Origin of the sequence: Leptolyngbya sp. PL-A3 (genome assembly GCF_039962325.1) — a bacterium.
In the GTDB taxonomy this organism is placed as follows: domain Bacteria; phylum Cyanobacteriota; class Cyanobacteriia; order Elainellales; family Elainellaceae; genus Vacuolonema.
On sequence record NZ_JAMPLB010000011.1, the window covers coordinates 48,476 to 73,516 of the forward strand.

Sequence of the window (25,041 nt, forward strand, 5' to 3'; positions counted from 1 at the left end):
CGCAAGGCTATCGCCAGGTGCCCTATTGCAAATTTCGATTACACTCCTCGTTACGGGCTGTACGTAGAGCACCCAGAAGGCTAGATGAGAATACACAGCGTCTGGAGGTGCGATCGCCTCGCCGCAGCGTCATCCGGCCCATCTGGCCACTCACTCCACCTTGCGCAGTAAAGCGGATCTGGTAAGTTCCAGCGGTTTGCAAAAGGGTCGTCATTGCAGCATCGATTTGGGCACCGGAACTGAGAGTTTCCCAGGGGATTTGGGTCGGTTCTGCATTGACGGGGTGAGCTGCTGCTTGGATGCCCTGAGGAGTATCTCGAAAGCTGGCTTGCCACGCTGCATGGTTAGTTTTGGCTTGTACCTGAGCAGCTCGCATTGTCTGAAATACACCATCTTGAGCATGATTTAGGGTCTGCCCCGTCATCAACCCCAACCACGAGGGAACAAGTATAGAAACTAGCAGAGTCATTACTGCCAGCGTTACAAGTAGCTCTACTTGAGAGAAACCATAGGAATTGAAATTCGCACAGAAAAACTTCCGAGACCGGCGATATCGTCGCTCTAATTGTAGGGTCATGATGCAGCCTGAAAAATAAATTAAGCACCAAAGAGGGGTATATCAAGGCAGTATGTCTGGCCGTGAAACTCATATGTCACGGCCAAACATAGTGTCAGGAGCAGCATTATTGATGCGTTTTGCCTGCTTTTAGCACTATGCCGTTTTCTAAACCTTTTCGGAATAAGTATGACTACGAGATTTTATTGTTGAGGGCGAAAGCTCAACTTTGAAACCCCGTAATTTTGCCCCTCCCTCTTGTTATTCCTCAGGATCACAAATAAGCAACCTGTCATTCTTTTTATGGGAGTGGCGGCGAAGCCACCACTCCCATAAAAAGAATGACAGGTATTGTCTAAACGCGTAGCGCGATAGAAGCTGAGAACATGCAAGACGCAATAAAAAAGGCACCCTAATGGAGTGCCTTTTTCTTAAAGAGAACCTTTTGTCCAGAGATGACTATGACTTAGGGTTCAAAGATGCGTTGGTCTGTGGATGCATGAATCAGCTGCTTGCTGCGTGGCTGCGATCATAGGTTGCCCAGAAACTGGGGTGAACCTTGCCTTGAATATGGTTCCAGTACTTCGCCGTTTCGCTACCATCTAGCCCAATGCTAGTAGCCAGACGGGACAGCATAACTTGCTGACGTTGCTTGACCTGACGGTGGTGGTTCATCATCAGTGAGCGGGCGCGATCGCCAGAAACAGCTGCAACAGGAGCAGGATCAGCTTCCACCACAGAGCTTGCTACAGATTCTGCGCTAGGTTGAGCAATGGTCGGTAGAGCTGCGTTGTAAGTATTGCCACGATACTGAAGAGTAGCATCTGCTGCTTCTACTTTAGCTTGAGCAACAACAGGCAAATTCGTGTCGTAAGCGTTGCCACGATATCGCAGAGTAGCATCTGCTGGATTGCTGTTATTCAGATTAACGACAGGAGAATTGGCTTCGTACTTGATACCACGATAATTGAGTTGCATAACGTCCGCCTCGCTTCAGTCTTGAAGAGTAGTTTGGAGGCGCGTTCCTTCGGGGCTTCCCTACTTCCGTCTCTTCTGCCAAGTTGTTTGGCAAAGAGATGAACGATTTATTTCTGTATCTATTGTTACAGTTTTGCCTCTTTTTTGTCAAGGGGTAATTTTAAAACTCAGTAGTTCTCGCTTTGGACTAACTTCAGTGCGGGATAAGCAAAAATGGGCCTTTTGAGTGCCATGCATTGCGCACAGCACTCGAAAACGCCCTTAACCTGAATCCAGTTTAGGCTTTACCTGAGGAGTGCAGCCTCCCCAATCTAGATTTCCAAATGCGAACTGTTGCTCAAAAACCGTGCTCAGCCAAAGAAAAGTCTTGCTGGTTCTCCCAACGGTGGCCTTGATGAATGAGTAGAGTGAGGCGATCGCTCGTAAACTCAAAGTTCGCTTCCCGTTTCTGTAAATCCATCCAGGCTTCCTCGAACGTGTGTGGGTTCAAGTTGCGAGAAGCCAAAGTCATGTGGGGCGAATAACCACGTCGCTTGTTCTTGAGATCAACAATCCCTAACGTGTCTTCCAGATGTTGCATGAGCGAGGCCTGAAGCTGAAGCAATTCAGGCGTTTTGAGCACCTTAATGTAAAGCACACGGGGAGAAAATGCGCCAAACCCAGACAGGCTGATAGGAACTGGGGATTGAGTCTGCACAAACGCTCGGAGGCTGCTCTCTAAAGCTGGAAGGGCGTTCACGGGCCACTCGAAGGGCGGTTGTAGCGTAATGTGGGGGGGAGCTTTGGCCGTGCGGGTTTGATAGCGACTACCGAGTTCCTGAATAATGGTCGTTGCAAAGGTATCGATCTCCGCAGGAGGCAGGAATGCGATAAAAAATCGGGGATTTGGGTTGTGGCTTGTGGTCATGAAGTCCTGTGATGGGCATCGATACGATTGAAGCAAGCAACGCACTGTCTTGTTAGAAGCACAAACCTGACGGCTCTTTCCATGAAGCTTACTGAAGAGCGATCGACGACAGCAAAACTTCTGGCTAAGGTATCCTTAGAGGATGTTTGAGAAGCCAGCCCTGAAAAGGGTTGATTTGGTTGTCTGCTGGTGCAGAGAAATGAATCTTTCAACACCCTCTTAGCCATCCGATAATACCCATTCCACGAAAGAACGCAACCAATGCCCTGGTTTGTCAAGATTGAAAAAGGCCTCGTCGATAAACCCACTTTTGACCAGTATGTGCCAGCCCATCTGGACTTTGTAAAAGATCTGATTGCCTCGGGGCATCAAGCCAAGACTGGGTACTGGCAGGAACGGGGCGGCGGTATGTTATTGTTCTGGGCGAATTCTCTCGAAGAAGCGAAGGATATTGTGGCACGTGATCCCCTGATTTGTAATGGCTGCGTCACCTACGAACTGCATGAGTGGCACGTTGTAGTGGAGTAAGCCATACTCACAAAGCCAGCACACCGCAAGGCTTTTCCGACTTCCCCAATCCCAGGGAACTGTTAGTAAGGTAACGAAGAACTACGATGGCAGATAACGGAGACGGCATCAAAATCGTGGCGGACAACCGACAGGCCCGCTACCTCTACGAAATTTTGGAAACCTACGAGGCTGGCATTGAGCTGCGGGGAACGGAGGTGAAGTCTGTGCGACAGGGCAAAGCCAACTTGAAGGATGGCTTTGCATCGGTTCGTGATGAAGAGGTGTGGCTCTACAACGTTCACATTTCGCCCCATGACACCGCCAGCCAGGTGTTCAATCATGATCCTCGCCGTACTCGGAAGCTCCTGCTTCATAAGGATGAAATTCGCCGCTTAATTGGCAAGGTGGAGCAAAAGGGACTGACGTTGATTCCGCTGCGGCTGTATATGAAGAAGGGGCGAGTGAAAGTAGCGATCGCCCTAGCCCGAGGCAAGAAGACCTACGACAAGCGCGAAGATCTGAAGAAGAAACAGGATAAGCGCGAAATGGAACGGGCAATGAAGTCACAATAGCTTTTCATGAAATGAATGTGGGGCAAAGCTCCACATTCATCTCTCATACCTCATCAGATCGGAAAGGGGTTGCCATAGCCTTCATAAAAGAGAGGGGCGACGTCATACGTCGCCCCTCTCTTTTATGAAGGCACTTATGAGCCTATTACTGGCTTTTGAAAATGCCCCGTTGTTGAAGCTGTTGGATAAAAAACTCCTCCAAACTTGGGCGAGCCAAACTCATTGAGATTAATTGAGCTTTCATCAGCCGCAGACTAGAGAAAAAGTCTTGAGGTTGGCCTTTGAGGTGCCCCTGCCAAAAACCATCCTTAAATTCCAAATCGGGCATCCACTGTCGCAGCACCTCAGGATTGGCATTTTGAACTCTTACTCGGTACAGATCCGTGGTGCCCAGCAGCTCATGGATTGAACCGAGGCAAATGAGTTCTCCTTGAGCCAGAATACCGACGCGATCGCAAATTGCCTCGACATCGGACAGCACATGGCTATTAAAAAAAATCGTCTTACCCTGGGTCTTCAGGGATTGAATAATTTCTCGAATCTGGAAGCGACCTAAAGGATCCAACCCTGACATCGGTTCGTCCAAAAACACCACATCCGGATCATTAATTAAGGCCTGGGCAACCCCAATGCGCTGCAACATCCCCTTAGAGTATTGCCGAAGCTGTTTCTTTTGAGCGGCAGAACGAGCTAAGCCGACCAGATCAAGCAGTTCAGGGATGCGTTGACGTTGTACAGCAGATGGCAACTGAAACAGACCAGCCGCGTACTCCAGTAATTCCCAACCCGTGAGGTAGTCATAGAAGTAAGGGTTTTCTGGTAAGTAGCCGACCCGGTGCTTGACTGTGCGATCGCCCAGCGGTCTGCCCAGCAGCATGCCGTTACCGCTAGAGGGCCGCACAATACCCAGCAGGATCTTCAGGAGGGTCGTCTTTCCTGCCCCATTCTGCCCCAGCAGCCCAAAGGTTTCCCCTTCATAAATGTCCAGGGAGCAGTTGTTAAGGGTCTGGTTCTTTTGATTGAACCAGAAGCCAGAACGGTAAACCTTGCGGAGTTCACGGGTGTGAATCACCACCGACTGCCCAGGTAAAAGAGGAGTCATTGACGCTTGGGTTTCAGTATCCATGCCAATCAAAATGGAGCGAACACACTTTACTTGTTCCCGATCTTGCCAATTTTTATGTCACTCTAGATCAAGATTCCCATCTAAAAGCCAATTATGAACCGTTCGAAATGGGTTGCGATTGTCACCGGGGCGATCGCCTTACTCCTCAGCTTTGGCTATCTGCTGCTGGTACAACTGCTCGACTTCCGGGGCGAAATGCTTCCGGCCCCGATTGATCTATCGCTTTTACAGAATCTTTTCATAGTCTAGGGCTAATTTCAGCCGAGTTTTCTGACAATTGTCTGGGCAGTCTTGCTGAGGTCCTGAATTCTGTGCGCTTTATGCTGCAGAATTCAGGACCTCAGTATGTAGAAGGGTGAATTTTGCCGGTGCGATGCACCGGCAAAATTCCAGCAATTCTCAGTATGGGCATCAAAGCCAAGAGTTCACGCCCGTAGGGCGTGAACTCTTGGCTTTGATGCCCGAAACCGCGCGCCTTTGGCGCGCGATTTTCGGGTCTGATTTCAAAATGAGAATTGCTGGCAAAATTCACCCTTCTACAAAAACTAGCGCCTTATTGTTTAAGATGAAAACCGTTCTGTTGGTATTCTTTCCCTCTTGCTGAGTTCGCAACATCCTACCCCTCAACCCTTGACAATTCTAGGAGCCGGAGCCTGGGGTTCTGTCCTTTATGAGCTAGCCAGACGGGCCGGAAACTCGCCTAAACTCTGGTCGCGACGGGGTTCCCTACCTATGGAAATGGCTCTGGAAGATGCAGGCGTTATCCTGTCAGCAGTCTCTATCAAAGGAGTTCCGCAGGTAGCGAAACAGATACAGACACTGGGTCTGGACCGAGAAGTCATTCTCGTAACGGCCACAAAAGGACTGGATGCGGAAACCACTTGTGCCGCGTCACAAATTTGGCAGGAGCATTTTCCCGATAACCCGGTTGTGGTGTTTTCTGGACCAAACCTTTCAAAGGAAATCTACCAGGGGCTTCCAGCAGCCACGGTCGTCTCCAGCCAAAATCCAGAAGCCGCACAAACGGTACAAAAAATGTTTGCGTCGGATCGCTTTCGGGTCTACACCAATCAGGACCCAGTTGGGACAGAGTTGGGGGGAACGCTGAAGAATGTGATTGCGATCGCCGTTGGGGTCTGTGATGGCCTGCAACTGGGCACGAATGCAAAATCTGCTCTGATCACCCGTGCTCTGGCCGAGATCATTCGCATTGGGACTTACCTGGGTGGTGAGGTCGAAACCTTCTTTGGCCTTTCAGGGTTGGGAGATTTACTGGCAACCTGCAACAGCCCCCTCAGCCGCAATTATCAAGTGGGCTTTCGGATGGCGCAGGGAGCGACATTAGAGCAAGCTCTTGCGGCCATTGGCGAAACCGCCGAAGGAGTTAATACGGCCAATGTTCTGTTTGCCATTGCCAATCGAGAGGGGATTTCTATGCCCATCTCTCATCAGGTCTATCTGCTACTGAATCAGCAGATTACGCCCCAGCAGGCGGTAGAAGCCTTAATGGAACGTGACCTGAAACCCGAGGCTTAGTAAAACTGAGTGCAGATTTGTCTATGGTAGGGAGAAGTGGATGTGAAGTGCCCACTTCCTCCTACCATAGACAAACTGAGCCCCATGGAATTGAAGGAATTGTGATGGCTATTTCTAAAACAGAAGCCCGCCAGTTACTGGAACGGATGATTTTCGAGAGCGATCGCCCTCAGGATTGGGTGCAGGATGTTTGGGGCCTCAGCCCCACCCTTGGAGAAACTGCCGCTCGCCTGATCGATATTTTCGATGCCCTGTTCGACTGCTGCCCTGACGAGAATTTGGAAAATTTAGTACACAATCTCTATGAGCAGTATTTGGACAGCCCATCTGTGCATGACAACAACTGACCGTGAATCAAGAGAGCCCACGATTGTAAGTGCGGTTGTACCTACAATCGTGGGCTTCTTTTAAATTGGCATGCGGCATTTACCTTAGGGTATAGGTGAGCGGCGATTTACTGTAATTTAACCTGAGTTTGGGTTAAGGGCTTTTTCGAGGGGCGCGCAAAGCGCGCCCCTCGAAAAAGCCCATTTTGTAGTGCGCTTCACGCACTACAAAATGGGCTTTTGAGCTTATCCCGAATTGAGGTTAATTTAATATCTTTGTAAAAATGTGTGCGATCGCCTACGAAAAAGGTGGAAGCTACGCTCCCACCTTTTCGCTGAATTACCGTTAGACTGCAAACTTTTCAGTGATACGGTTCATCGCCTCTTCGACGTTGGCTCGGCTGTTGAAGGCAGAAATTCGGAAGTAGCCTTCTCCTGCAGCACCAAAACCTGCTCCTGGGGTGCCGACCACGTTGCAGGTATGAAGTAACTTATCAAAGAAGTCCCAGCTGCCCAAACCGTGGGGGGTCTTCAACCAGATGTAGGGAGCGTTGACGCCACCATACACAGAGAACCCGGCTGCTGTCAGCTTTTCACGGATGATGCGGGCATTTTCCATGTAGAAGCCGATTAGCGTGTTGACCTGCCGTTGGCCGGCTTCCGAGTAGACCGCTTCGGCACCACGCTGAACAATGTAGGATACACCATTGAACTTGGTAGATTGGCGGCGGTTCCACAGAGCCCAAAGCTGCACATCAGAGCCATCTGAGGCCTTCGCCATTAGGGATTTAGGTACTACGGTGAGGGCACAACGGGTTCCAGTAAACCCAGCATTCTTCGAGAAGGAACGAAACTCAATCGCGCATTCCCGTGCCCCTTCAATCTCATAGATAGAGTGAGGGATGGTGGGATCAGAAATGAAAGCTTCGTAAGCTGCATCAAAGAAAATGATGGAGCCATGGGTACGGGCATACTCGACCCAGGCTTGCAGATGTTCACGGGTTGCTACCGCTCCGGTTGGGTTGTTCGGGAAGCAGAGGTAGATTAAATCAACCTTTTGCTGAGGAATTTCAGCTGTAAAGTTGTTATCTGCTGAGATAGGTAGGTAAACCAGACCGCCATACTCACCTTTATCATTGGCTGGGCCCGTGTGCCCTGCCATGACGTTGGTATCCACATAAACGGGATAGACGGGATCCGTTACAGCAATGGTGTTGTTGTCACCAAAAATATCGAGGATGTTGCCCGTGTCACACTTCGAGCCATCGGAGATGAAGATTTCGGAGGCATCGATGTCGCAACCCCGAGCTTGGAAGTCGTGGGCAGCAATTTTTTCACGCAGCCAAAGGTATCCCTGCTCGGGACCATAGCCTTTGAACTGGGCGCGATCCCCCATCTCTTCGACCGCTTGAATCATCGCATCGCGGCAAGCCTGGGGCAGCGGCTCAGTCACGTCACCAATGCCCAGGCGAATAATACTGGCATTCGGGTTCGCTTCGGAAAATGCATTGACGCGTCGGCCAATTTCGGGGAACAGGTAGCCTGCCTTCAGTTTGAGGTAGTTATCGTTGATGGTTGCCATGGATGGATGTTTCGAACGCCAATACATTAGTGTATAGCGAAGGGATGGTCACAATTCCAATCTAAAGGTAGTTGTGGTCGGAGGAGCGCTGTGAATCCCTCCAGCCACAATCTATTGATCGGCATGATTAGCCATCAGATCAGAAAGGCCATATTACTTACTCTGCGGTCAATACAGCCTTTTTGGCCTAATGTTTTGTAGATTTGAAACATAACCAGAATGATCAGGGGATAATAGAACAAAAGAGGGATTGAAAAATGCACCGGCTCTGCTACTTATAGCCACGGTCCTTCGCTCAGACTCTCTGATTGACGAATTTTTAGCGAGTATCTATGACGATTGCAACCGATTCATTGATAGCGGTAGGCGTCTCTGCGGATGCAGTCGCCGTTGCCCTTTGTAGCGGGCTTCTCATCAAACATCTCAAGCTCAATAAAGCTCTGAAAATCGCGCTCTTTTTCGGTGGATTTCAGGCACTGATGACTCTGCTGGGTTGGTTCATATCGCTGGGTGTCCAGTCACTGGTCGAGAATATCGATCACTGGATTGTCTTTGCGTTGTTAAGTGGCATCGGCGGCAAGATGATTTATGAGGCGATCAATGAAGAGGACGGTTGCGAGCGGTTTGATCCGACTAATAATCACACATTGATGGTACTGGCCTTTGCTACAAGCATTGATGCTCTGGCTGTGGGCATTAGCTTTGGGGCATTGCAAACTGACATCTCAAAATCTACCAGCATCATCGGATGCATTACGTTTCTGCTATCCCTGGTTGCGGTTTTTATTGGGCATCGATTCGGTAATTTTCTAGGTCGTAGGATCGAAATTGTTGGGGGTTTAGTCCTGATTGGAATTGGTGCCAAAATTCTTTTCGAGCACCTAACGACCCAGGGGATTTAGATTACTCAAAAAATATTGGAAAGAGATACAAAGTACAACTATGGGCCTGCAAGCCGGCCCGACATTAGAGTTTCATCTTGGCTAAAACCGTCCCTAAATACACACAAGGAAGCGCTAATATTGCACTCCCCAACCAATAGGCTAGCCCTATCCAAAGGCGGGATTGTAGAAATAGAGAAAGAGACTCTAAACCATAGGTCGAAAAAGTCGTGTAAGACCCAAGAAATCCAGTAATTAGTAATAACTTGAGCTCTGGTGCAAGAGATGGAATGCGATCGCCCAACCAAACACTTAAAAAACCAATTCCTACACATCCAGTCAGGTTAATCAAGAACGTACCGTAGGGAAACGGCGCATCCAGCAGAGATTTGAACAATAGAGTGAAGTAGTAGCGGCTCAGAGCACCCGCGATCGCCCCCAAGCTAATAGCGATCGCGGCTCGAATCCCTGTTTCTCCCATGGTTGTGCACCAGTTAATTATCTTTAATCTCAGATTGTGCCCTATAGCGTTGCGTGATTAGAAGCAGGACAGTTTACTTTTGAAAAGTCGTGATCCACACGACTTTTCAAAAGTAAACTGTCCGGATCAAATGCCAATATCCTCAAGACTTACACATTCACGTTAGGAGATTTCCAGTAATGAAATTACCCCCAGAATGTTGGTGCTTTGCCCGCTTCGCGGGCAAAGCACCAACATTCTGGGTAAATTCTTATGCATAAACCTCCTTATGTGTAGTTGCAGAGTACACACAACATGAATGCGTAAGTCCTAATTCTAAAAACCAAAACTCCTATTCCGTTGTTACCAGGTAACGACAAAATAAGAGTTTTGGCTTTTAGAGCATTGGAGCTGCGTTAGAAATCGACACCACGCTTTAGATCAACACCTTTCTCTGCATAGTGTTTGTGGCAGAAGACCTCAGAGTGAATACTGGCTAGGTCAAAGTAGGCTGGGGTGTTTTTGCAGCGGCCTGTGATAATAATTTCGGTGTCACGGGGTTTGCGTAGGAGCGCCTGTACGATGGGCTCCTGGGGTAGCAGTTCTAGATCAACCGTCGGGTTGAGCTCGTCCAGCATAATGGTTTTGTAGAGGCCAGAGGCGATCGCAGCTCGCGCAATTTCCCAGCCCCGCTCGGCTTCTACGTAATCCAGCTCTTGCTGCTGGCCGCGCCAGACAATAGCATCTCGACCACAGCGCAAATGATCGACCAGATTGGGATAGCTTTGTTGCAGAGCGGAGATTGCAGCGTCCTCGGTGTACCCGCTTCCTCCCTTCAGCCATTGCATAATCAGCACCCGGTGCGACTTGTCCTGGCTAATCCCCTTACCAATAGCCTGGAGTGCTTTCCCCAAGGCACTGGTAGACTTACCCTTGCCGGCCCCTGTGTAAATTTCAATTCCCTCAATACCGTTTTTGGCAGCGGTCGGATGGAAGTGAGGTTTCATCTCAGAGTGCAGATCCGCGATTTCCAGTAAAGCGGCTGGGGCACCCCGACCGGTTGCAATCACTTCCAGTTCTGGCGACTTATTCTTGAGGGTCTTAACGACTTCATCAACCGGCAGCAACCCCAGATCGAGGACGGGGTTAATTTCATCGAGCACTACAACGGAGTAAAGGTCAGAGGCGATCGCCCCTTTCGCTACATCCCAACCTCGCTGGGCCTCCAGGCGATCGAATCGAGTAATATCATCGGGGCCAAAAAACTCGCCGCGCCCGGTGCGTACCTGATCGATGAGGTGGGGAAACCCCTGCTGAAGCGCTTCAATGGCGGCATCTTCGTCATAAGTACGGCCAGGTCCTTTGAGAAACCTCAACAGGAGAACCCGTGTCTGACTGGAGCTCTTAATCCCAAGACCAATGGAACGCAAAACGACACCCAGAGCCGCCTGAGACTTCCCCTTCCCGGCCCCATCATAAACATGGATCTGCCCTTCTAAACGCTCCGACATATTCTGTGCGGTGCGAATGCCGATGCCGTTTCTGGTCATGGTTCTAAGATGATTCATGAGGCATTGATCCTATCAAAGGCGACGGTGGGTTGAGAGTATTTTTGAAAGGTCCTGGGGAGGCCCAATTCAATGACCCTGATGCATGAGCAAGTAACGCCTGCCCGCTCATTATGCCGCCAAGAGGATAAGGGGTCAACACCATTAGTGGGGTTATCTGTGGAGATTCACTCTATAAATGCACCACAAATAGTAGCTAGGCTCACTTCTTGAGCTGGAGGCTAAGAAACAATCCCTGGTTGGCTAGAGCCCTTACGGTAGCGCTTTTCCATAGAATGCCCCTACCCAAGTGGCTCTAGTACTGCACCATGAACATCCAACTTATATCTGGTGATGTTGAAGTGCTTCGTATCCTACACCACCCAAATATAGGCAAACTTAAGCCCCTGAATACTAGCCTGCAAATTCTTTCACTGGATTTGAGATAAGTTGGAAGTCAGAACGGAATTTGGGGAGCTATGGTTTTTCCGGTTTTGGCCCTGCGGATGATCGCCTTTCAGTTCATGTTCTTGCTGCTGGCGATCGCCATCGAAGGGGTTGTACTGAAGCGGGAGTTGGCGATGATTCCCCGTAAGGCCATGTTGTATGCCACCATTCTAAATTTGACCACGACGGTGGTCGGTTGGTTTATCTTTTTTGCCGTGGAGGCGGTGCTACCCCAATTTTTGCGGAACGAGCTAATCGAGTTTATTTTGTTTAATCGATGGACGCGGGAAACTGCTTTCTGGGGCATTCTGGTAGGATTTTTGACCTTTTTTGCCAGTTTTGTCATGAAAACCTTTGGCTTTACGCAATTGGAGCAGTTGTTACTCACCCAGCAGGAGTGGGAAGCGCAACTGCAAAAACGAATGAGTGAACGCCGCTTGGGAAGACGGTTTCGACGTGGAAGCGGGGGCTGGGTCGACAGCAACAACCAGGCTCGGGCAATGCTCACCGCTAATGCCTGTAGCTACTCCGCTATAACCGTTATTTTGTTTACCCGGTATCTCCTGTTGAATCCTCAATTCTCCGGTTTTGGTTATTTCCGGTGAACCACCTGTGAAAGAACTTCGCGCAGCCTTTGAAGCCCTTTGGAAACAGCTCAAACCACCCCAGGCCTACTCCTGGCAAACGCTCATCTGGCTGAGCGTATTTGCCTGGCTGTTGTCTATCCTCACCGTGACCGAAGTCGTCGAGGAAATTCTGTCATGGTTGGGCTGGTTGTTCCTCACCATTGGAGTAGGGTGGGCCTCCTGGGGAATCAAACTGAACTTTTTTGGTTGGATGTTTCGGCCTGGCCCCTGGTTTACGGGGGCATTGGCCTGTACCCTACTATTTTGGCGGGAGGGCGCAGACCCGTTTCCCCTGGCTGTAACGCTCTGGCCTGTCGTGTCAGCGGCGATCGCCATCGTCCCCCGATTTTTCCCCCGGCTCACCTTCACGCTGCCTGACCCAATTACCCGGCAGGATATGTTGGTGCTGCTGCTGGTGAGTCTGGTTATGAGCTGCTGGTTTCGTTTTCACTTCCTGGTGCAAGATTGGCTGACGGCCTACCCCAGCCTGCTAGCGGATGACTTCAGCAATAGTGGATTTGTCGTATCCATATCCGATGAGTTACCAGCGGAGGACGAACAGGGTACCCTTCTTCTGGGAACCGTTGCCACTTCCGTGGAGCAACAACTGGATGGCCGCCCCTGGCGCGATGCCGAGCGCTGGCTGTTTGAGCGAGATCAACGTATTGTTGACTTGCAACAACAGGCGCTTAACAGACTACAAGCCGCAGGCGAAGGTCAATTCTGGAACTTTCAGGCTCTGGTGCCTCCGCAAACCCGGCCCGATGAGTACACCTTATTACTGCGAGCACGGTGGTTAGGCCCAAGTTCCCGATTGGGGGGATATTACCTTGAAAAGACTTGTTGGGTACGGCAAGTCAACAATCCTGTCCTGCTTCAACCAGGAGGGAGTGGCTCCGAACCTGTGACGGAAGTACAGTGTGCGCCTGGAGTCAGTGAGAAGAAGTGGTTAGTGCCCGAAACGACAGCAACAGGAGGTTTGGGGTGAGTTTGGGTCGTGTATTGGTCATTGCTACCAATGTGTTCCGGGAAGTGATTCGCGATCGCATTCTGTATCTGATTGGGGTGTATGCGATCGCCCTTTTCGCCATTGGTCGCCTACTGCCAGATGTGGCAGCCAGCGCTGAAAGTAAGATTTTGTTGGATGTAGGCCTGGGAGCTATCAGCCTGCTGGGGCTGATCATTGCCACCTTTATTGGCACAGGTTTGGTGAACAAGGAGATCGACAAGCGCACTGTTTATGTGTTGATTGCCAAGCCCGTCAGCCGACTGGAATTTATCGTTGGTAAGCATATTGGGTTATCGGCAGTACTGGCCGTTCTGGTGGCAGCAATGACTGCAATTTACCTGCTGGTACTCACGGTTTACCAAACACCCTTTCCCTTGAGCAGCATTCTAGTTACAGCCGTTTTCCAGTTTTTGGAACTGTCGCTGATTACAGCAGTCGCTATTCTATTTGGGGTTTTTACCAGTCCTCTACTGGCGACGCTCCTGACCTTCGGGGTGTATCTCATGGGCCAGTCCAGCCGTGATTTGCTGAAGCTGGGTGCTCTTAGCGAAAACCCTGGCTTTCAGCGCACGACCGAAATTTTTTATTTGCTCCTACCTGACCTGGCCCGTCTCAATCTAAAAAATCAGGCTGTATATGGTTTAGAGTTAATACCCGAACCCCTGCAACTGCTGAGCAGTGCATTTTATGCCGTGGTTTACATTGGGTTGGTATTAACGATCGCCACTTTGATCTTCTCGCGTCGCCAATTCTAAATTGATCGCTACAACCATTGGAGTGACGAGAGAGTGGGGATGAAACGCCTACTCTCTCGTCACTTTTTTACACCCATTAGCGTAGCGATCGCCGTGCCGTGCCGCTGACCCAATCCACGACAAAGGTCAGCACCACAAAGCATCCCAGGGTCACTATCACACTACGGTAATCAAAACTGGTGAGCTGTTCTGTCAATAGGCGACCCAGACCACCCGCTCCTACGAGCCCGACAATCACAGTTTCTCGCATACACACTTCCCAGCGGTAGAGGGTGTAGGCTAAAAACCGGGTAAACGTCAGTGGCAATACGCCATAGAGAAACACCAGTGGCCCCGGAGCACCTAACGACTTTAGTGCTATCAGAGGTCGCTGGTCCAGGTTTTCATTGACCTCCGCCATCAAGCGACCCAAAATTCCAAGATTGTGGATGCTGAGGGCGATCGCCCCTGGCAACATGCCCGGAAACAAGACAAAAAGCGCGACCAGTGCCCAAATCGGTGCAGGGATGGCCCGAGCAATCAGCAGAAGGGAACGGGTCAGCAAGAGCGATACCCAGGCGAGAATGCGGCCACCCCGACTTTGCCCGACTGTCGCCAGCAAGCCTCCGGGCAGAAAGAAGTTATAGGCCGCAGGAAATGAGAGGAGAATGCCACCAAAACCTGCCAGGGCGATCGCCAAAATCGACATGGCCAGGGTCTGCAATGATAGGCCAAGCAGTTGCTGCCACTGCTCCACCTCAAACCGTGGAGGCAGGGCTGATTGCCCAATGTCCACTAACAGCTCAAAAGTACGAGCAGACCAGAGCTTGCTAAAGTCTGCCTGGACGAAGTTGAAGCAAAACGGAATCAGCAGCACAATGGCGACACCCGCCAATAGCAAAATCGGATCAAGTTTCACGCGTTGATCGGACTCTGAATGCAGCGAAAAAGCTGCGGGCGTAATTTGAGCCGCAGCTTGGGATTCAGCACGATGGGATAACTTGCGAAAATTCAAATCGAGGCGACTGGGCGACCCCAGGCGGCGACGTACCCAGGCGCTGCTCAAATCTACCAATCCGTTCAGCAGGAAGAGGGCATAAAACAGCGTCCACAATTGGTTGTACCGAAGTGATTGCAGGCTGAGCAGGATTTCATATCCCAGGCCCCCAGCCCCAATAATCCCAAGCACTGCCGCCGAACGAATAGAACACTCAAAGCGGTAGAAGGTATAGGAAAGGAGATTCAGCCCCGCTTGTGGAATCAGGCTGTAGGTAAAAGCGGTCAGTGGGGCAACACCGCTACTGAGCAAAGCCAGCAAGGGTTGGCGCGGTGTTTCGTCAAGAATTTCGGAGAATACTTTGGCGACGATCGCTCCGTAGGGAATTGCGATCGCCAAGATCGCCACCAGCGGGTCGAGCCCAAAAATATTGATGAAGAACAATCCCCAAATCAGCTCATGAATAGCGCGGGGAATGGCGAGTAGAAAGCGGATACCGGCCCGGACACGCCCCCCACGTTGAGGAAACACCGTTTTCCACCAGACTTCCGAGACCCATACACCACCTATCAACCCCAGAGCGATGCTGAAAACAGTACCGCAGACTGCATAGGCCAGTGTGATGATCGCCGCATTCAAGGCTAATGCCAGGAATTCTGGGCTGAAGTCAGGTTGCAGACTGGCTGCCAAAAACTGCCCCAGTTGCGGCAGCCCACCGGGATTGAGGATGTCTTGACGAAACAGGCCAGTGGGGTAAAGGGAGAAGGCGATCGCCCCCAATGCTACCAACCCCCAGGCAATACGAGGGTTCGCCAATGCAGGCCACCATGACCTGACAGCAGAAGGGTGGGCCATACTACCTCAAACGATACAGGTCTTCGAGCAAGGCAGAGGAGACGTTGCTCGAAGGCACGTCAAATTGCACAGTGCCATGACGAAGACCAATAATGCGATCGCAATACCGCTGCGCCAACTCCACCGAGTGCAGGCTCACCACCAGGGTCTTGTTCGCCTCCACCAGTTTGCAGAGCAGATCCATCACCTCACGGCTCAACTCACGGTCAAGGCTTGCAACAGGCTCATCCGCCAAAATCGCCTGTGGATTTTGTACCAATACTCGTGCCAGGGCAACCCGCTGCTGTTGCCCCCCAGAGAGGCGATCGGTGCGAGCATAGAGTTTCTCAGGAATACCCACTCGTTCCAGGGCATCCGCTGCGGTCTTTACCTCCAAGGGATACACCAATGACACCAGAGCCTTGAACAGGGGCCAACGTCCCAAGTGGCCTGCGTTGACATTGTGGATCACCGCCAAATTATCCACCAGGTGAAACTGTTGATAAACCGTTCCAATTTGCCGTTGTACTTGACGCAGTTGTCGAGCAGACAAGCCACTCAAGTTCCGCCCCAGCGCCCAAACCTCTCCCTCCGTTGGCCGAAGGGTGCCATTCAGCAGGCGAATCAGTGTACTCTTCCCGGCCCCACTGGAGCCGACGAGGGCAACACGCTCCCCTTCATAAATTTGCAGGGTGACGTCATGCAGGGCCGAGAAGCGATCGAAACGCTGGCTCACCTGCCGAAGTTCGAACAGGGGTTGGACAAAAGACATTGGGGTTACTGAATCTTGCCAATCTGCCGCCCGATTTCCTCGATCTGGCTGTAATTGGAGTTCTGGGTTGAGATGAACTTACCTGCCCCAAACAGCTCCAAAATTTCTTTCTGTTCAGGCACGTTGGGGTCAAGTTTCAGCAGGGCTGCTTGTAAGCGCTCGATGAAATCATCACCGTAACGCTTCTCAACTTCGGGGTTCACAACCCAATGGTAGTCATAGTAAGCAGGGGTGCGCCAAATGACCTGTACTTTGTCCACATCAACCTCACCGGCTGCAAGTCGGCTCTTCCAAACCTGCTCGTTCATCACACCGGCATCGTAGGTACCCGCTTCCACCAGCTTCAGAGTCGCATCGTGGGATTGGGAGAACCCGGCCGCACCTTTGAAATCTTCCAGTTTGACGTTGGCCTGCTCCAGGAAGTACTGCGGCATCAAGCGGCCCGAAGTGGAAGACTCGCTACCAAAGGTAAAACTGCGCCCTTTCAGGGATTGCAGCCCATTGACATCGTTGATGGGAGCAATGCCACTGTTTTTATTTGCAATGAAAACACTGTGGAAATCGGCATCAATGTCCCGCTGGGCGATCGCCTCGGCTCCAGGCACTTGCAGTCGGGCCTGCACCCCTGTCAGCCCACCAAACCAAACCAGATCCAAATCTTCCACCTTAAAAGCCGTGACAGCCGCCGCGTAGTCGGTAACAGGCTTGTACTCAACAGGCACCCCTAATTCAGACTCCAGGTACTTCGCCAACTCACCATACAACCGCTGTAGTTTTTCGGGATCCTGGTCAGGAATGGCCCCCACTTCCAGAGGTTGGCTTGCTTCAGTTTGGGAACCGGTATTCTGACCAGCATCCTGGGTAGGTGCACAAGCGGCAATGGGCAGTAGTAGCGCTAATGCAGCGGATAGCAGAATTTTTTTCATTTCCCAACTCAATTTTTACGACGTAGGTGCCAGGAAATATTACCCCAGCGGCGATCGCCCTTGCTATCAAGCAGCTAATTTTCGCCATTTCCCTGGATCAACAGAAAGGGAAGCTTCTTAGAGAAGCTCCCCTCTTCAAAATCGCCTGATCAAAGAAGCGCCAGGTGCAAAGCCCATCCCACTGCTACTGGTCGTTCATGATCTGGGGCACGCGGAAGTACTCGCCATCCCGCTCTGGCGCACTATCAAGGATAGTTTCGCGATCGCTATAGGGCTTGAGCTGATCTTGACGAACAACATTAGCCACATCGATCGCCCGAGTCGTTGGCTCCACCTGACTCGTATCTAACTCACTCAACTGCTCAAAATATTCCAGAATGCTACTGAGCTGAGTACTAAACTGAGCTTCCTCCTCAGGAGTCAAAGCCAGTCGGGCAAGGTTAGCAACTTTGTGGACTTGTTCGCGATCGAGGGACATACGTAATGAGTAATAGGTAACAGGTAATGGGGATAAGACCGGAAGGACAAGGCAGAGGGCAAACAGAGCGAGATGAACGGCTCAAGCAATGAGAAGGCTCGGGTGTTCGCTCCTTCTGTCCTCCGCCTTACTCCTGTCATTGCCTTTAAAAGAAAATATCTGCCTTAGACCGCCCAGTTGTCTTCAGCCAGTTCTGAGCTTCGATGTAGTTGTTGGGAGCGAGGCGAATAGCGCGTTGCCAGTACTCCGCCGCTCTGTCGAAGTAGGCATCAGCATCGTCGTTGTTTCCAGCTTCCTGAGCTTGTTCGCCAAGGTAGTGATAGATGACCGCGACATTATTAAGGGCTTGGGGCATGCGAGGATTGAGTTCCAACGCTTCGTGATAGCGCTCAAGGGCTTTGTCGTGTTCGCCATTGCTGGCGTGGATGAGGCCCATGTTATAGATGATGAAGCTGCGATCGTACTCGTCTTCTTCCAGGGTCAGAGCTTCTTCGTAGTTGGCCATGGCTTCGGCGTATTCACCCTCAGCCTGAGCAGACATGCCATCTCGATAGTAAGCAAAGGCTTGCTTAGCAGTTCTTTTCGTCGGCATGGCCTTGAGGATGATGTCGGCCATGACCGTAAAGGATTTATCGATGAAGTTGTCGTTGCGTTGCGATCGCGGCATAGCTTAACCCGGTTTACCATCCAAGAATTTTATAGGCCCATACTAGCGAATGAAGCCGTTAGCTAACCAACGTCAGCCCATAGCGAGAGCCAATATACAGCCTATGGATACTTTAACGTGAATTGGGTTTTGTACTGGGCTACTCCTACTGAGATCTTGCAACTGTGATTTACCTCACACAGAACTTCAATCTGGATCAGGAGGGATGATGGACGGCCATCACCTCTACGTCGCCCGTGAGATCACGGGTTTATGAGGAATTGCATCACCAGAGAAGGCGGGGAGAGGGGAGATACTTAATAGCATCAAGAGAATTAACCCTGAGGGCTCAACAAATTATGACCAGAACATTACGTTCGTCTCAGGCATCTACGGGTTCCCAGTTCGTGAAGACCCTCCAACCAAATGTAGTAGTGTTCCCAGATGGTTCCGTGGTGTGGGAAGAACCCGAAGCGGTGGAGCCCTTACCCCTGCCCTATGCTGGATACGAATTACCGCCCCTCAAAGCTCACCAGCTATCAGGCATTCAACCCCAGACAAGCGCAAGGGAAACAGCATTGGAAATGAACACCCGCACCCGCTGGTTCATCGTTGGGGGAGCGATCGCCCTTCTCACCGCTGGCCTTGGAGTAACCCTCAACCACCTGGCGACCCTATCGACAGCAAACGCTGACGATTCCAATCACTCACCTTTGGGGCCGATTGAGATGCAATGGTACTCGACCAGCCCTACCCCGGCAGTGCTTCCCGGCCTGTAATCTTACTCCCAAGTAGCGATCAGGGTGTGTTTTTGGAGCGATCGATTTCTGTCCAGATCGGGGATCTCTATCAAATCCCCAAAAACTTTAACAGAGCCAAGTTGTCGAATTCCTGAAAAAATTCCTAGAGTGAAGGTAGCTCTACACTTAGGAATAGAACAAATGGTGCCCAACCGCGACATTATGCGGGCGGTGGAACAGCTTCATTATCGCGTCACCGCAGGCGACGTGGCCGCCCAGGCAGGAATGGATTTGCAACTGGCCGAGCAGGGATTGCTGACCCTGGCCTCCGAAGTCGGCGGGCATATGCAGGTGTCCGAAACCGGAGAGCTGGCCTATGTGTTTCCCCGAGGAATGCAGGGAATTCTGCAGGGCAAGTATTTTCGCCTGCGGCTGCAAAAGTGGTGGAGCCAAATTTGGCGGGTTTTGTTTTACCTGATCCGTGTCTCCTTTGGGGTGGTACTGATTGCCTCCCTGGTGCTGATTGTGCTGACGCTGATTATTATTGCGATCGCCCTCTCAGCCGCCAGTTCTCAAAATCGGGACAATGACCGAGGAGGGGGAGGGGGTTTCGGCCCAGTTTTCTTACCGCGTCTATGGATTGGCCCAGATTGGTTCTATCTATTCTCCCCCGGCTATGGACGGCGCAGTTACGAACGCCGTCAATTTAGAGGCCGAGATGGCCAGATGAGCTTTCTGGAATCCATCTTCTCGTTCCTGTTTGGGGACGGAAACCCCAATACCAACTTAGAGGAACGACGCTGGCAGGCGATCGCCACTACCATTCGCAATAACGGGGGCTCCGTCGTAGCCGAGCAAATTTCTCCGTATTTAGATAACCTCGGCAATGGCTCCAGCCGTGACCTGGAAGACTACATGTTACCGGTGCTAAGCCGCTTCAACGGCCGTCCTGAGGTAAGCCCAGAAGGAGATTTAATCTACCGCTTCCCAGAATTACAGGTCATGGCCGAGGAGCACCAGGCCACTCCAGTTCCCGCCTATTTGAAAGAAACTCCCTGGCAGTTTAGTGCAGCCAGTTCTACTCAAAAGATGTGGGCCATTAGCCTGGGGGGCATTAATTTAGTGGCGGCTTTAGCCCTGTGGCGGGCTTTGCAAGATAGAGAAGTCGTTAGCATTCTTGCCCAAATTATGGCTGAAGCAGGGTTTGCTGGCAGCGTCGTTAGCTTTACTACGGGGATCTTTGGCTTTTTGCTGGCCTATGGCGTTGCATTTTTGGGAATTCCTTTAGCTCGCTACTTCTGGATTCAGTGGCGCAACAAGCGCATTGAGGCCCGGAATGAGGAGCGGCAGGAGCGGGCGATCGCCCTCAATGAAGCCGATAATACCGTGCAACGCAAACTCACCTATGCCAGCGAGTTTGCCACTCGCACCATCGTTAGTGCCCGCGACCTGGCCTACACGACCGAAGAGGATCTCACCGAACAGGAGTTGGCCCAAAAAGACAAAATTGATGAGGATTGGCGACGACGATTGGAGAGCCATTAGATTGGGCACTGAGCTCATGACATCGTGGGTTGAAAGTGCGAGCGAGAATTGAAGGGCTTTCAACGTCAGGTGAGCATCATGTTGAACTGGCTGCTGATTTCGTAATTTGAATTGCACGAGAGAATTAGGAGTCGTGTTTGACTCCTCCACCTGTTTTCGCATATCGGAAGGGGGCGATCGCTCCACCACTTCCAACTTTTTTCTACCTCAATGACGGCCCACATCTACCCCCTTCCTCCCGATCTGGTGCAACGTATGGCCGCCGGAGAAGTCATCGACTCTCTGGCTGCTGTGGTACGCGAACTGGCAGAAAATGCCCTGGATGCCGGAGCCACTCGCATTACCATTGCCCTGTGGCCGGAGCAATGGCGGCTTCAGCTCGCCGATAACGGCAACGGCATGTTCCTCGAAGACTTGCAGCAAGCTGCCCTATCTCACCGCACCAGCAAATTAGCGCAAGACTGCGATCTCTGGGACATCCATAGCCTGGGCTTTCGTGGCGAAGCACTGCACAGCATCGCCCAACTCGCAGACTTACAAATTGGCAGCCGCGCCGCTGACTCGCCCGACGGATGGTGGGTTACTTATGACCATCAGGGCGATGTTGTAGAAACCGAAGTGGCCGCGATCGCTCCCGGTACCATTGTCCGTGTTGGCAACCTCTTCGCCGACTGGCTCCCCCGTCGCCAGAGCCTCCCCAGCCCCGCGCAACAACTCCGCACCATTCAGCTCACCCTGCACTACCTGGCCCTCTGTCACCCGACCGTCACCTGGCAGGTTTACCAGGGCGATCGCAGTTGGTTCTCCCTCTGGGGCACCCCTACTCCCCGCCAACTCATCCCTCAACTTCTCCCCACCCTCACTCCCCAAGACCTCCACGAAATCCGCTACGCTCCACCCACCCATCCACGCACTGCCTCTTCTAACCCTCGGCCCATCAGCCCCCCTTCCACTTCCATCCACCTCACCCTCGGCCTCCCCGATCGCTGCCACCGCCACAGGCCCGACTGGGTTAAGGTCGCGATCAATGGCCGTATGGTTCGCATTCCAGAGCTTGAGCAAACCATTCTGGCTGCATTTCGCCGCACTCTACCGCGCGATCGCCATCCCGTTTGCTTTGCCCATCTTCATCTACCCCCCGATCAAATTGATTGGAACCGTCACCCCGCCAAGGCCGAGATTTACATCAAGGCCCTGGATGAATGGCGATCGCACCTGCACAACGCCATCCAGCAAGCCCTTAGCGAAAGCACCGCTGAGCTAAAGGAAACGTTTTACACCGGGCGCATTAGTCAACTGGTGCATGCATCTGAAGAATCCGGTAGCTACCCCAGTCGTCAAGTTATGCCGCCGGTTGAAGGGGAAGATACGGTTCCAGCATCGGAGTTGCGGGCGATCGCCCAGTTGCATCAGATGTATATCGTTGCAGAGCACCCCACTGGCATCTGGCTGGTGGAGCAGCATATCGCCCATGAACGCGTGCTGTATGAGCGGTTGTGCGATCGCTGGAATCTCATGCCACTCGATCCCCCCCTCATCCTGGGTCAACTGAATCCATCACAGATTGCCCAACTTCAACGCCTTGGACTGGATGTGGATACCTTTGGCGAGGATCTGTGGGCCGTGCGTCAAATTCCAGAACCACTGCATCAGCGGAAGGACTGCGCCGACGCCATCCTGGAACTGAGTTTAGGAGGCGATCTGGATACGGCCTTGGTCGCAACCGCCTGCCGCACTGCTATTCGCAACGGGGCTCCCCTCACCCTTCCCGAAATGCAAACTCTGCTCAATCAGTGGCAAGCTACCCAAAATCCCCGTACTTGTCCGCACGGCCGCCCGATCGCCCTTCAACTTCAAGAATCCAGCCTTTCCCGCTTCTTCCGCCGCCACTGGGTGATTGGCAAAAGCCACGGTATTTAAGGCAGGAGGCAGAAGGTAGTTATCTAGCTACTCGCGGTTCCTGGATTTTCGCTGCATCCATAACTTCTGCCCTCTGCCCTCTACCGCCCCCAAGCCAATTCCCAAAACGCCCATAACTGGCATCCCTTAGTGTGGATTTTATCAATTGGCGGTAAAGTAATGAAAAATTCCATGCAGAGGGTAGGCTTTCATGCGAGTTCTCCTGGTGTATCCGCTTTTCCCGACCAGCTTCTGGTCTTTTGAACGAGCGCTGTCCCTGGTGGATCGGAAGGCACTGCTTCCTCCTCTGGGGCTGGTTACAGTAGCAGCACTCTTACCTCAAGATTGGGAATTTCGGCTGGTGGATCGCAATGTGCGAGACATCACCGAGGCTGAATGGGAGTGGGCTGACTTGGTCATGCTCTCTGCCATGATTGTGCAACGCGAGGATTTTGCTGCCCAGATTAAAGAAGCCAAACGGCGTGGAAAACCCGTTGCCGTAGGTGGCCCCTACCCCACCTCCATGCCCGAAGAGGCCGCAGCAACAGGAGCCGACTTCTTAATTCTGGATGAAGGCGAAATCACCCTACCCATGTTTGTAGAAGCATGGGAGCGAGGAGATACCAGCGGGACCTTCCGTACAGACGGGAAACCCGATGTGACGGCAACCCCAATTCCTCGCTTCGATCTCCTGGAAATGGATGCCTACGACAATATGTCGGTGCAGTTCTCGCGGGGATGCCCGTTTCAGTGCGAATTCTGCGACATTATTGTGCTGTATGGCCGCAAATCCCGTACCAAAACACCAGAGCAATTCCTGGCCGAACTTCAGCGGCTCTACGAGTTGGGCTGGCGGCGCAGCATTTTCCTGGTGGATGATAACTTTATCGGCAACAAGCGTAATGTAAAGCTGCTGTTGCGAGCACTTAAGGATTGGATGCAGGAGCACGAGTATCCCTTCTACTTGAACACAGAAGCCTCGGTAGACTTGGCCCAAGACGAAGAGATGCTGGAGTTAATGCAGGAATGCAACTTTAATGCCGTCTTTCTGGGCATTGAAACCCCCGACTCAGACAGTCTCTCTCTCACTCGAAAATTCCAGAACACCCGTGACCCCCTCTCGGAATCGGTTCAGAAAATCATGAGCTACGGTCTGCGAGTGACAGCCGGGTTCATTATTGGGTTTGATGGCGAGAAGCCTGGGGCGGGCGATCGCATCATCCAATTTGTTACAAACACATCTATTGCGATGGCCATGTTCAGCATGCTTCAGGCGTTGCCCAACACCGCTCTATGGGAACGGCTACAGAAGGAGGGACGGCTGTTAAAGGAAGGGGCCAACATTAACCAGACGACCCTGATGAACTTCGTGCCAACCCGGTCGATTGAGGCGATCGCTCGCGAATACATGCAAGCATTTTGGGTACTTTACGACCCACAAAACTATTTAGATCGGGTCTACAATCAGTTTCTTCTGATGGGTGAACCCAAGCATAAAACAGCATTGCGTACCCCCAGTTGGGCAGCTATTCGGGCTCTATTGACTATCTGCTGGCGACAAGGTATTCAGCGTAAAACCCGCTGGACTTTCTGGCGCTACCTGTTTCACATCATGCAGACCAAACCACGTCTGTGGCAACATTACTTATCAATCTGTGCTTTAGGCGAGCATTTCATTGCCTACCGTCAAGTTGTCTGCGATGAAATTGAAACCCAACTCCGCGATCATGTAGAAAGCCGCGAAACAGTTGCAGCTTAACTTTTATCGACCTAAATGTACACTACACTACTGCATTACAGAGCCAGTGTAGCGCTAAGCGCTACACTGGCTTTTCTTAACATTTAGGATACGACTTTATAGCGCTGTGCGGGTTGATTAAGTACGGTGGTGTGGGGCACTTCGTGCCCCACACCACCGTTGCTGTACTTAACGCACTTGCACATTGCTATAAGCTTGTAGAACTTCTACATGAATCGTTTTTTAAGAACATGAATCATTTGCGGCAAAACCTGGCAACAATTCATGCAGGAAGCCTGAGGGATAGAGTGCGATGGAAAGGCGATACAGTACGCCTGTGCCATACCCCATCTGCAAATTTGAAGCATCATTATTGCCTAATAAAACTTTATTTTTCCTAATACTTTAGGTCTCACACAAGTCCACCAGGTTTGGTGCATTGTTTTACATAGTGCGGTGTACAGAGCCCGCCACGCCACATACGCTGCGTCAGCCCTGTACTTATATCGTGCCTCGGAAGTCAAAAATCTTGGTTTTCGCTACTTCACAGCAAAAACCAAGATTTTTGGGTTTCTACTTTTTATGAAATACGGATGTAAGTATGGGTATACCTGCGTCTTTTCGCCCTATGGAAAAGGTAGTTAACAGACACATAGGCTCTTTCCGACA

26 protein-coding genes and 1 riboswitch are annotated in these 25,041 nt (G+C 51.5%); of the genes, 14 read left to right on the forward strand and 12 right to left on the reverse strand.

Translation table 11 applies throughout. From position 1 onward, the window contains the following. Positions 1 to 22 precede the first annotated feature (22 nt). From NDI52_RS10900 to NDI52_RS10910, 3 genes are all read right to left on the reverse strand, one after another. Entirely contained in the window at positions 23 to 577 is a 555-nt protein-coding gene (locus tag NDI52_RS10900) for a prepilin-type cleavage/methylation domain-containing protein (RefSeq protein ID WP_190771418.1), read from the reverse strand. A gap of 483 nt (positions 578 to 1,060) precedes the next feature. After that, positions 1,061 to 1,534 (reverse strand): DUF4278 domain-containing protein, encoded by a 474-nt coding sequence (locus NDI52_RS10905; RefSeq protein ID WP_190771417.1) that lies wholly within the window; start codon positions 1,532 to 1,534, stop codon positions 1,061 to 1,063. Between the two features lie 38 nt (positions 1,535 to 1,572). Continuing rightward, positions 1,573 to 1,641: riboswitch (Glutamine riboswitch) on the reverse strand. Between the two features lie 230 nt (positions 1,642 to 1,871). After that, positions 1,872 to 2,441, reverse strand: a complete 570-nt coding sequence (locus NDI52_RS10910; protein WP_190771416.1) for a 2'-5' RNA ligase family protein — start codon at positions 2,439 to 2,441, stop codon at positions 1,872 to 1,874. A gap of 261 nt (positions 2,442 to 2,702) precedes the next feature. On the opposite strand from NDI52_RS10910, the gene NDI52_RS10915 reads away from it, so the two are divergent. Together NDI52_RS10915 and smpB are read left to right on the forward strand one after the other, a co-directional pair. Beyond that, entirely contained in the window at positions 2,703 to 2,969 is a 267-nt protein-coding gene (locus NDI52_RS10915; RefSeq protein ID WP_190771415.1) for a YciI family protein, read from the forward strand. An 86-nt stretch (positions 2,970 to 3,055) separates the two neighbouring features. Then, on the forward strand, positions 3,056 to 3,523 hold the full coding sequence (smpB, locus tag NDI52_RS10920) for an SsrA-binding protein SmpB (protein ID WP_190771414.1): 468 nt from the start codon (positions 3,056 to 3,058) through the stop codon (positions 3,521 to 3,523). A gap of 145 nt (positions 3,524 to 3,668) precedes the next feature. Here the strand turns inward: smpB and NDI52_RS10925 are convergent, their stop codons facing one another. Next, a complete protein-coding gene (locus NDI52_RS10925; RefSeq protein WP_190771413.1) occupies positions 3,669 to 4,649 on the reverse strand; it encodes an ABC transporter ATP-binding protein in 981 nt (326 codons plus the stop codon). Between the two features lie 93 nt (positions 4,650 to 4,742). Between NDI52_RS10925 and NDI52_RS10930 the strand changes: the two genes are divergently transcribed. From NDI52_RS10930 to NDI52_RS10940, 3 genes are all read left to right on the forward strand, one after another. Then, on the forward strand, positions 4,743 to 4,898 hold the full coding sequence (locus NDI52_RS10930; RefSeq protein WP_190771412.1) for a hypothetical protein: 156 nt from the start codon (positions 4,743 to 4,745) through the stop codon (positions 4,896 to 4,898). A gap of 381 nt (positions 4,899 to 5,279) precedes the next feature. After that, entirely contained in the window at positions 5,280 to 6,185 is a 906-nt protein-coding gene (locus NDI52_RS10935) for an NAD(P)H-dependent glycerol-3-phosphate dehydrogenase (RefSeq protein ID WP_348254097.1), read from the forward strand. 104 nt (positions 6,186 to 6,289) lie between these two features. Then, a complete protein-coding gene (locus NDI52_RS10940) occupies positions 6,290 to 6,532 on the forward strand; it encodes a hypothetical protein (protein ID WP_190771450.1) in 243 nt (80 codons plus the stop codon). Between the two features lie 325 nt (positions 6,533 to 6,857). Here the strand turns inward: NDI52_RS10940 and NDI52_RS10945 are convergent, their stop codons facing one another. Next, the gene (locus NDI52_RS10945; RefSeq protein WP_190771411.1) at positions 6,858 to 8,093 is read right to left on the reverse strand and encodes an LL-diaminopimelate aminotransferase; all 1,236 of its coding nucleotides are present in this window, start codon (positions 8,091 to 8,093) and stop codon (positions 6,858 to 6,860) included. Between the two features lie 332 nt (positions 8,094 to 8,425). Between NDI52_RS10945 and NDI52_RS10950 the strand changes: the two genes are divergently transcribed. Continuing rightward, the gene (locus NDI52_RS10950) at positions 8,426 to 8,995 is read left to right on the forward strand and encodes a manganese efflux pump MntP family protein (RefSeq protein ID WP_190771410.1); all 570 of its coding nucleotides are present in this window, start codon (positions 8,426 to 8,428) and stop codon (positions 8,993 to 8,995) included. Positions 8,996 to 9,059: 64 nt separating this feature from the next. Here NDI52_RS10950 and crcB read toward each other — a convergent pair whose 3' ends face one another. Together crcB and NDI52_RS10960 are read right to left on the reverse strand one after the other, a co-directional pair. Beyond that, on the reverse strand, positions 9,060 to 9,455 hold the full coding sequence (gene crcB / locus NDI52_RS10955; RefSeq protein WP_190771409.1) for a fluoride efflux transporter CrcB: 396 nt from the start codon (positions 9,453 to 9,455) through the stop codon (positions 9,060 to 9,062). A 395-nt stretch (positions 9,456 to 9,850) separates the two neighbouring features. Then, positions 9,851 to 10,984 (reverse strand): cob(I)yrinic acid a,c-diamide adenosyltransferase, encoded by a 1,134-nt coding sequence (locus NDI52_RS10960; RefSeq protein ID WP_190771449.1) that lies wholly within the window; start codon positions 10,982 to 10,984, stop codon positions 9,851 to 9,853. Between the two features lie 476 nt (positions 10,985 to 11,460). On the opposite strand from NDI52_RS10960, the gene fraC reads away from it, so the two are divergent. Genes fraC through NDI52_RS10975 form a run of 3 tightly spaced genes read left to right on the forward strand, consistent with a single transcriptional unit; the run spans position 11,461 to position 13,818 of the window. Then, positions 11,461 to 12,033 carry a filament integrity protein FraC gene (gene fraC, locus NDI52_RS10965; protein WP_190771408.1) on the forward strand — a complete coding sequence of 191 codons (573 nt, stop codon included), beginning with the start codon at positions 11,461 to 11,463 and terminating at the stop codon, positions 12,031 to 12,033. A 7-nt stretch (positions 12,034 to 12,040) separates the two neighbouring features. Next, on the forward strand, positions 12,041 to 13,042 hold the full coding sequence (locus tag NDI52_RS10970) for a DUF5357 family protein (protein ID WP_190771407.1): 1,002 nt from the start codon (positions 12,041 to 12,043) through the stop codon (positions 13,040 to 13,042). After that, positions 13,039 to 13,818 carry an ABC transporter permease subunit gene (locus NDI52_RS10975; RefSeq protein ID WP_190771406.1) on the forward strand — a complete coding sequence of 260 codons (780 nt, stop codon included), beginning with the start codon at positions 13,039 to 13,041 and terminating at the stop codon, positions 13,816 to 13,818. Before NDI52_RS10970 ends, NDI52_RS10975 begins: the two co-directional genes overlap by 4 nt. Positions 13,819 to 13,894: 76 nt before the next feature. On the opposite strand, the gene NDI52_RS10980 is transcribed toward NDI52_RS10975, so the two are convergent. From NDI52_RS10980 to NDI52_RS10990, 3 genes are read right to left on the reverse strand one after another with little or no spacing between them, the layout of a single operon-like run. Then, positions 13,895 to 15,649, reverse strand: coding sequence for an ABC transporter permease subunit (locus NDI52_RS10980; protein WP_190771405.1), 1,755 nt, complete (start codon positions 15,647 to 15,649; stop codon positions 13,895 to 13,897). A 1-nt stretch (position 15,650) separates the two neighbouring features. Beyond that, a complete protein-coding gene (locus tag NDI52_RS10985) occupies positions 15,651 to 16,400 on the reverse strand; it encodes a phosphonate ABC transporter ATP-binding protein (protein ID WP_190771404.1) in 750 nt (249 codons plus the stop codon). 5 nt (positions 16,401 to 16,405) lie between these two features. Beyond that, the gene (locus NDI52_RS10990; protein WP_190771403.1) at positions 16,406 to 17,326 is read right to left on the reverse strand and encodes a putative selenate ABC transporter substrate-binding protein; all 921 of its coding nucleotides are present in this window, start codon (positions 17,324 to 17,326) and stop codon (positions 16,406 to 16,408) included. Positions 17,327 to 17,352: 26 nt separating this feature from the next. Between NDI52_RS10990 and NDI52_RS10995 the strand changes: the two genes are divergently transcribed. Next, positions 17,353 to 17,475, forward strand: coding sequence for a hypothetical protein (locus tag NDI52_RS10995; RefSeq protein ID WP_277874837.1), 123 nt, complete (start codon positions 17,353 to 17,355; stop codon positions 17,473 to 17,475). A 35-nt stretch (positions 17,476 to 17,510) separates the two neighbouring features. Here NDI52_RS10995 and gatC read toward each other — a convergent pair whose 3' ends face one another. Beyond that, complete coding sequence (gatC, locus tag NDI52_RS11000) at positions 17,511 to 17,804, reverse strand: Asp-tRNA(Asn)/Glu-tRNA(Gln) amidotransferase subunit GatC (protein WP_190771402.1); 294 nt, start codon at positions 17,802 to 17,804, stop codon at positions 17,511 to 17,513. Between the two features lie 145 nt (positions 17,805 to 17,949). After that, positions 17,950 to 18,471, reverse strand: a complete 522-nt coding sequence (locus NDI52_RS11005; protein ID WP_190771401.1) for a photosystem I assembly protein Ycf3 — start codon at positions 18,469 to 18,471, stop codon at positions 17,950 to 17,952. A 338-nt stretch (positions 18,472 to 18,809) separates the two neighbouring features. On the opposite strand from NDI52_RS11005, the gene NDI52_RS11010 reads away from it, so the two are divergent. The 4 genes from NDI52_RS11010 to NDI52_RS11025 all read left to right on the forward strand — a co-directional run bounded on the left by NDI52_RS11010 (position 18,810) and on the right by NDI52_RS11025 (position 24,393). After that, positions 18,810 to 19,229, forward strand: a complete 420-nt coding sequence (locus NDI52_RS11010; protein WP_190771400.1) for a hypothetical protein — start codon at positions 18,810 to 18,812, stop codon at positions 19,227 to 19,229. 162 nt (positions 19,230 to 19,391) lie between these two features. After that, positions 19,392 to 20,735, forward strand: coding sequence for a hypothetical protein (locus NDI52_RS11015; protein ID WP_190771399.1), 1,344 nt, complete (start codon positions 19,392 to 19,394; stop codon positions 20,733 to 20,735). Between the two features lie 210 nt (positions 20,736 to 20,945). Next, on the forward strand, positions 20,946 to 22,655 hold the full coding sequence (mutL, locus tag NDI52_RS11020; protein ID WP_190771398.1) for a DNA mismatch repair endonuclease MutL: 1,710 nt from the start codon (positions 20,946 to 20,948) through the stop codon (positions 22,653 to 22,655). 190 nt (positions 22,656 to 22,845) lie between these two features. Next, the gene (locus NDI52_RS11025; protein ID WP_190771397.1) at positions 22,846 to 24,393 is read left to right on the forward strand and encodes a B12-binding domain-containing radical SAM protein; all 1,548 of its coding nucleotides are present in this window, start codon (positions 22,846 to 22,848) and stop codon (positions 24,391 to 24,393) included. Positions 24,394 to 25,041: the final 648 nt, after the last annotated feature.

Bases quoted from the DNA above. Each gene is read 5' to 3' on its own strand.
- NDI52_RS11005 (WP_190771401.1), bottom strand. From the start codon at position 18,471: ATGCCGCGATCGCAACGCAACGACAACTTCATCGATAAATCCTTTACG.
- NDI52_RS10900 (WP_190771418.1), bottom strand. From the start codon at position 577: ATGACCCTACAATTAGAGCGACGATATCGCCGGTCTCGGAAGTTTTTC.
- NDI52_RS11025 (WP_190771397.1), top strand. From the start codon at position 22,846: ATGCGAGTTCTCCTGGTGTATCCGCTTTTCCCGACCAGCTTCTGGTCT.
- smpB (WP_190771414.1), top strand. From the start codon at position 3,056: ATGGCAGATAACGGAGACGGCATCAAAATCGTGGCGGACAACCGACAG.
- fraC (WP_190771408.1), top strand. From the start codon at position 11,461: ATGGTTTTTCCGGTTTTGGCCCTGCGGATGATCGCCTTTCAGTTCATG.
- NDI52_RS10950 (WP_190771410.1), top strand. From the start codon at position 8,426: ATGACGATTGCAACCGATTCATTGATAGCGGTAGGCGTCTCTGCGGAT.
- NDI52_RS11010 (WP_190771400.1), top strand. From the start codon at position 18,810: ATGACCAGAACATTACGTTCGTCTCAGGCATCTACGGGTTCCCAGTTC.
- NDI52_RS10945 (WP_190771411.1), bottom strand. From the start codon at position 8,093: ATGGCAACCATCAACGATAACTACCTCAAACTGAAGGCAGGCTACCTG.
- NDI52_RS11015 (WP_190771399.1), top strand. From the start codon at position 19,392: ATGGTGCCCAACCGCGACATTATGCGGGCGGTGGAACAGCTTCATTAT.
- NDI52_RS10910 (WP_190771416.1), bottom strand. From the start codon at position 2,441: ATGACCACAAGCCACAACCCAAATCCCCGATTTTTTATCGCATTCCTG.
- NDI52_RS10925 (WP_190771413.1), bottom strand. From the start codon at position 4,649: ATGGATACTGAAACCCAAGCGTCAATGACTCCTCTTTTACCTGGGCAG.
- NDI52_RS10905 (WP_190771417.1), bottom strand. From the start codon at position 1,534: ATGCAACTCAATTATCGTGGTATCAAGTACGAAGCCAATTCTCCTGTC.
- NDI52_RS10915 (WP_190771415.1), top strand. From the start codon at position 2,703: ATGCCCTGGTTTGTCAAGATTGAAAAAGGCCTCGTCGATAAACCCACT.
- NDI52_RS10985 (WP_190771404.1), bottom strand. From the start codon at position 16,400: ATGTCTTTTGTCCAACCCCTGTTCGAACTTCGGCAGGTGAGCCAGCGT.
- NDI52_RS10990 (WP_190771403.1), bottom strand. From the start codon at position 17,326: ATGAAAAAAATTCTGCTATCCGCTGCATTAGCGCTACTACTGCCCATT.
- NDI52_RS10940 (WP_190771450.1), top strand. From the start codon at position 6,290: ATGGCTATTTCTAAAACAGAAGCCCGCCAGTTACTGGAACGGATGATT.
- mutL (WP_190771398.1), top strand. From the start codon at position 20,946: ATGACGGCCCACATCTACCCCCTTCCTCCCGATCTGGTGCAACGTATG.
- NDI52_RS10930 (WP_190771412.1), top strand. From the start codon at position 4,743: ATGAACCGTTCGAAATGGGTTGCGATTGTCACCGGGGCGATCGCCTTA.
- NDI52_RS10980 (WP_190771405.1), bottom strand. From the start codon at position 15,649: ATGGCCCACCCTTCTGCTGTCAGGTCATGGTGGCCTGCATTGGCGAAC.
- NDI52_RS10960 (WP_190771449.1), bottom strand. From the start codon at position 10,984: ATGACCAGAAACGGCATCGGCATTCGCACCGCACAGAATATGTCGGAG.
- crcB (WP_190771409.1), bottom strand. From the start codon at position 9,455: ATGGGAGAAACAGGGATTCGAGCCGCGATCGCTATTAGCTTGGGGGCG.
- gatC (WP_190771402.1), bottom strand. From the start codon at position 17,804: ATGTCCCTCGATCGCGAACAAGTCCACAAAGTTGCTAACCTTGCCCGA.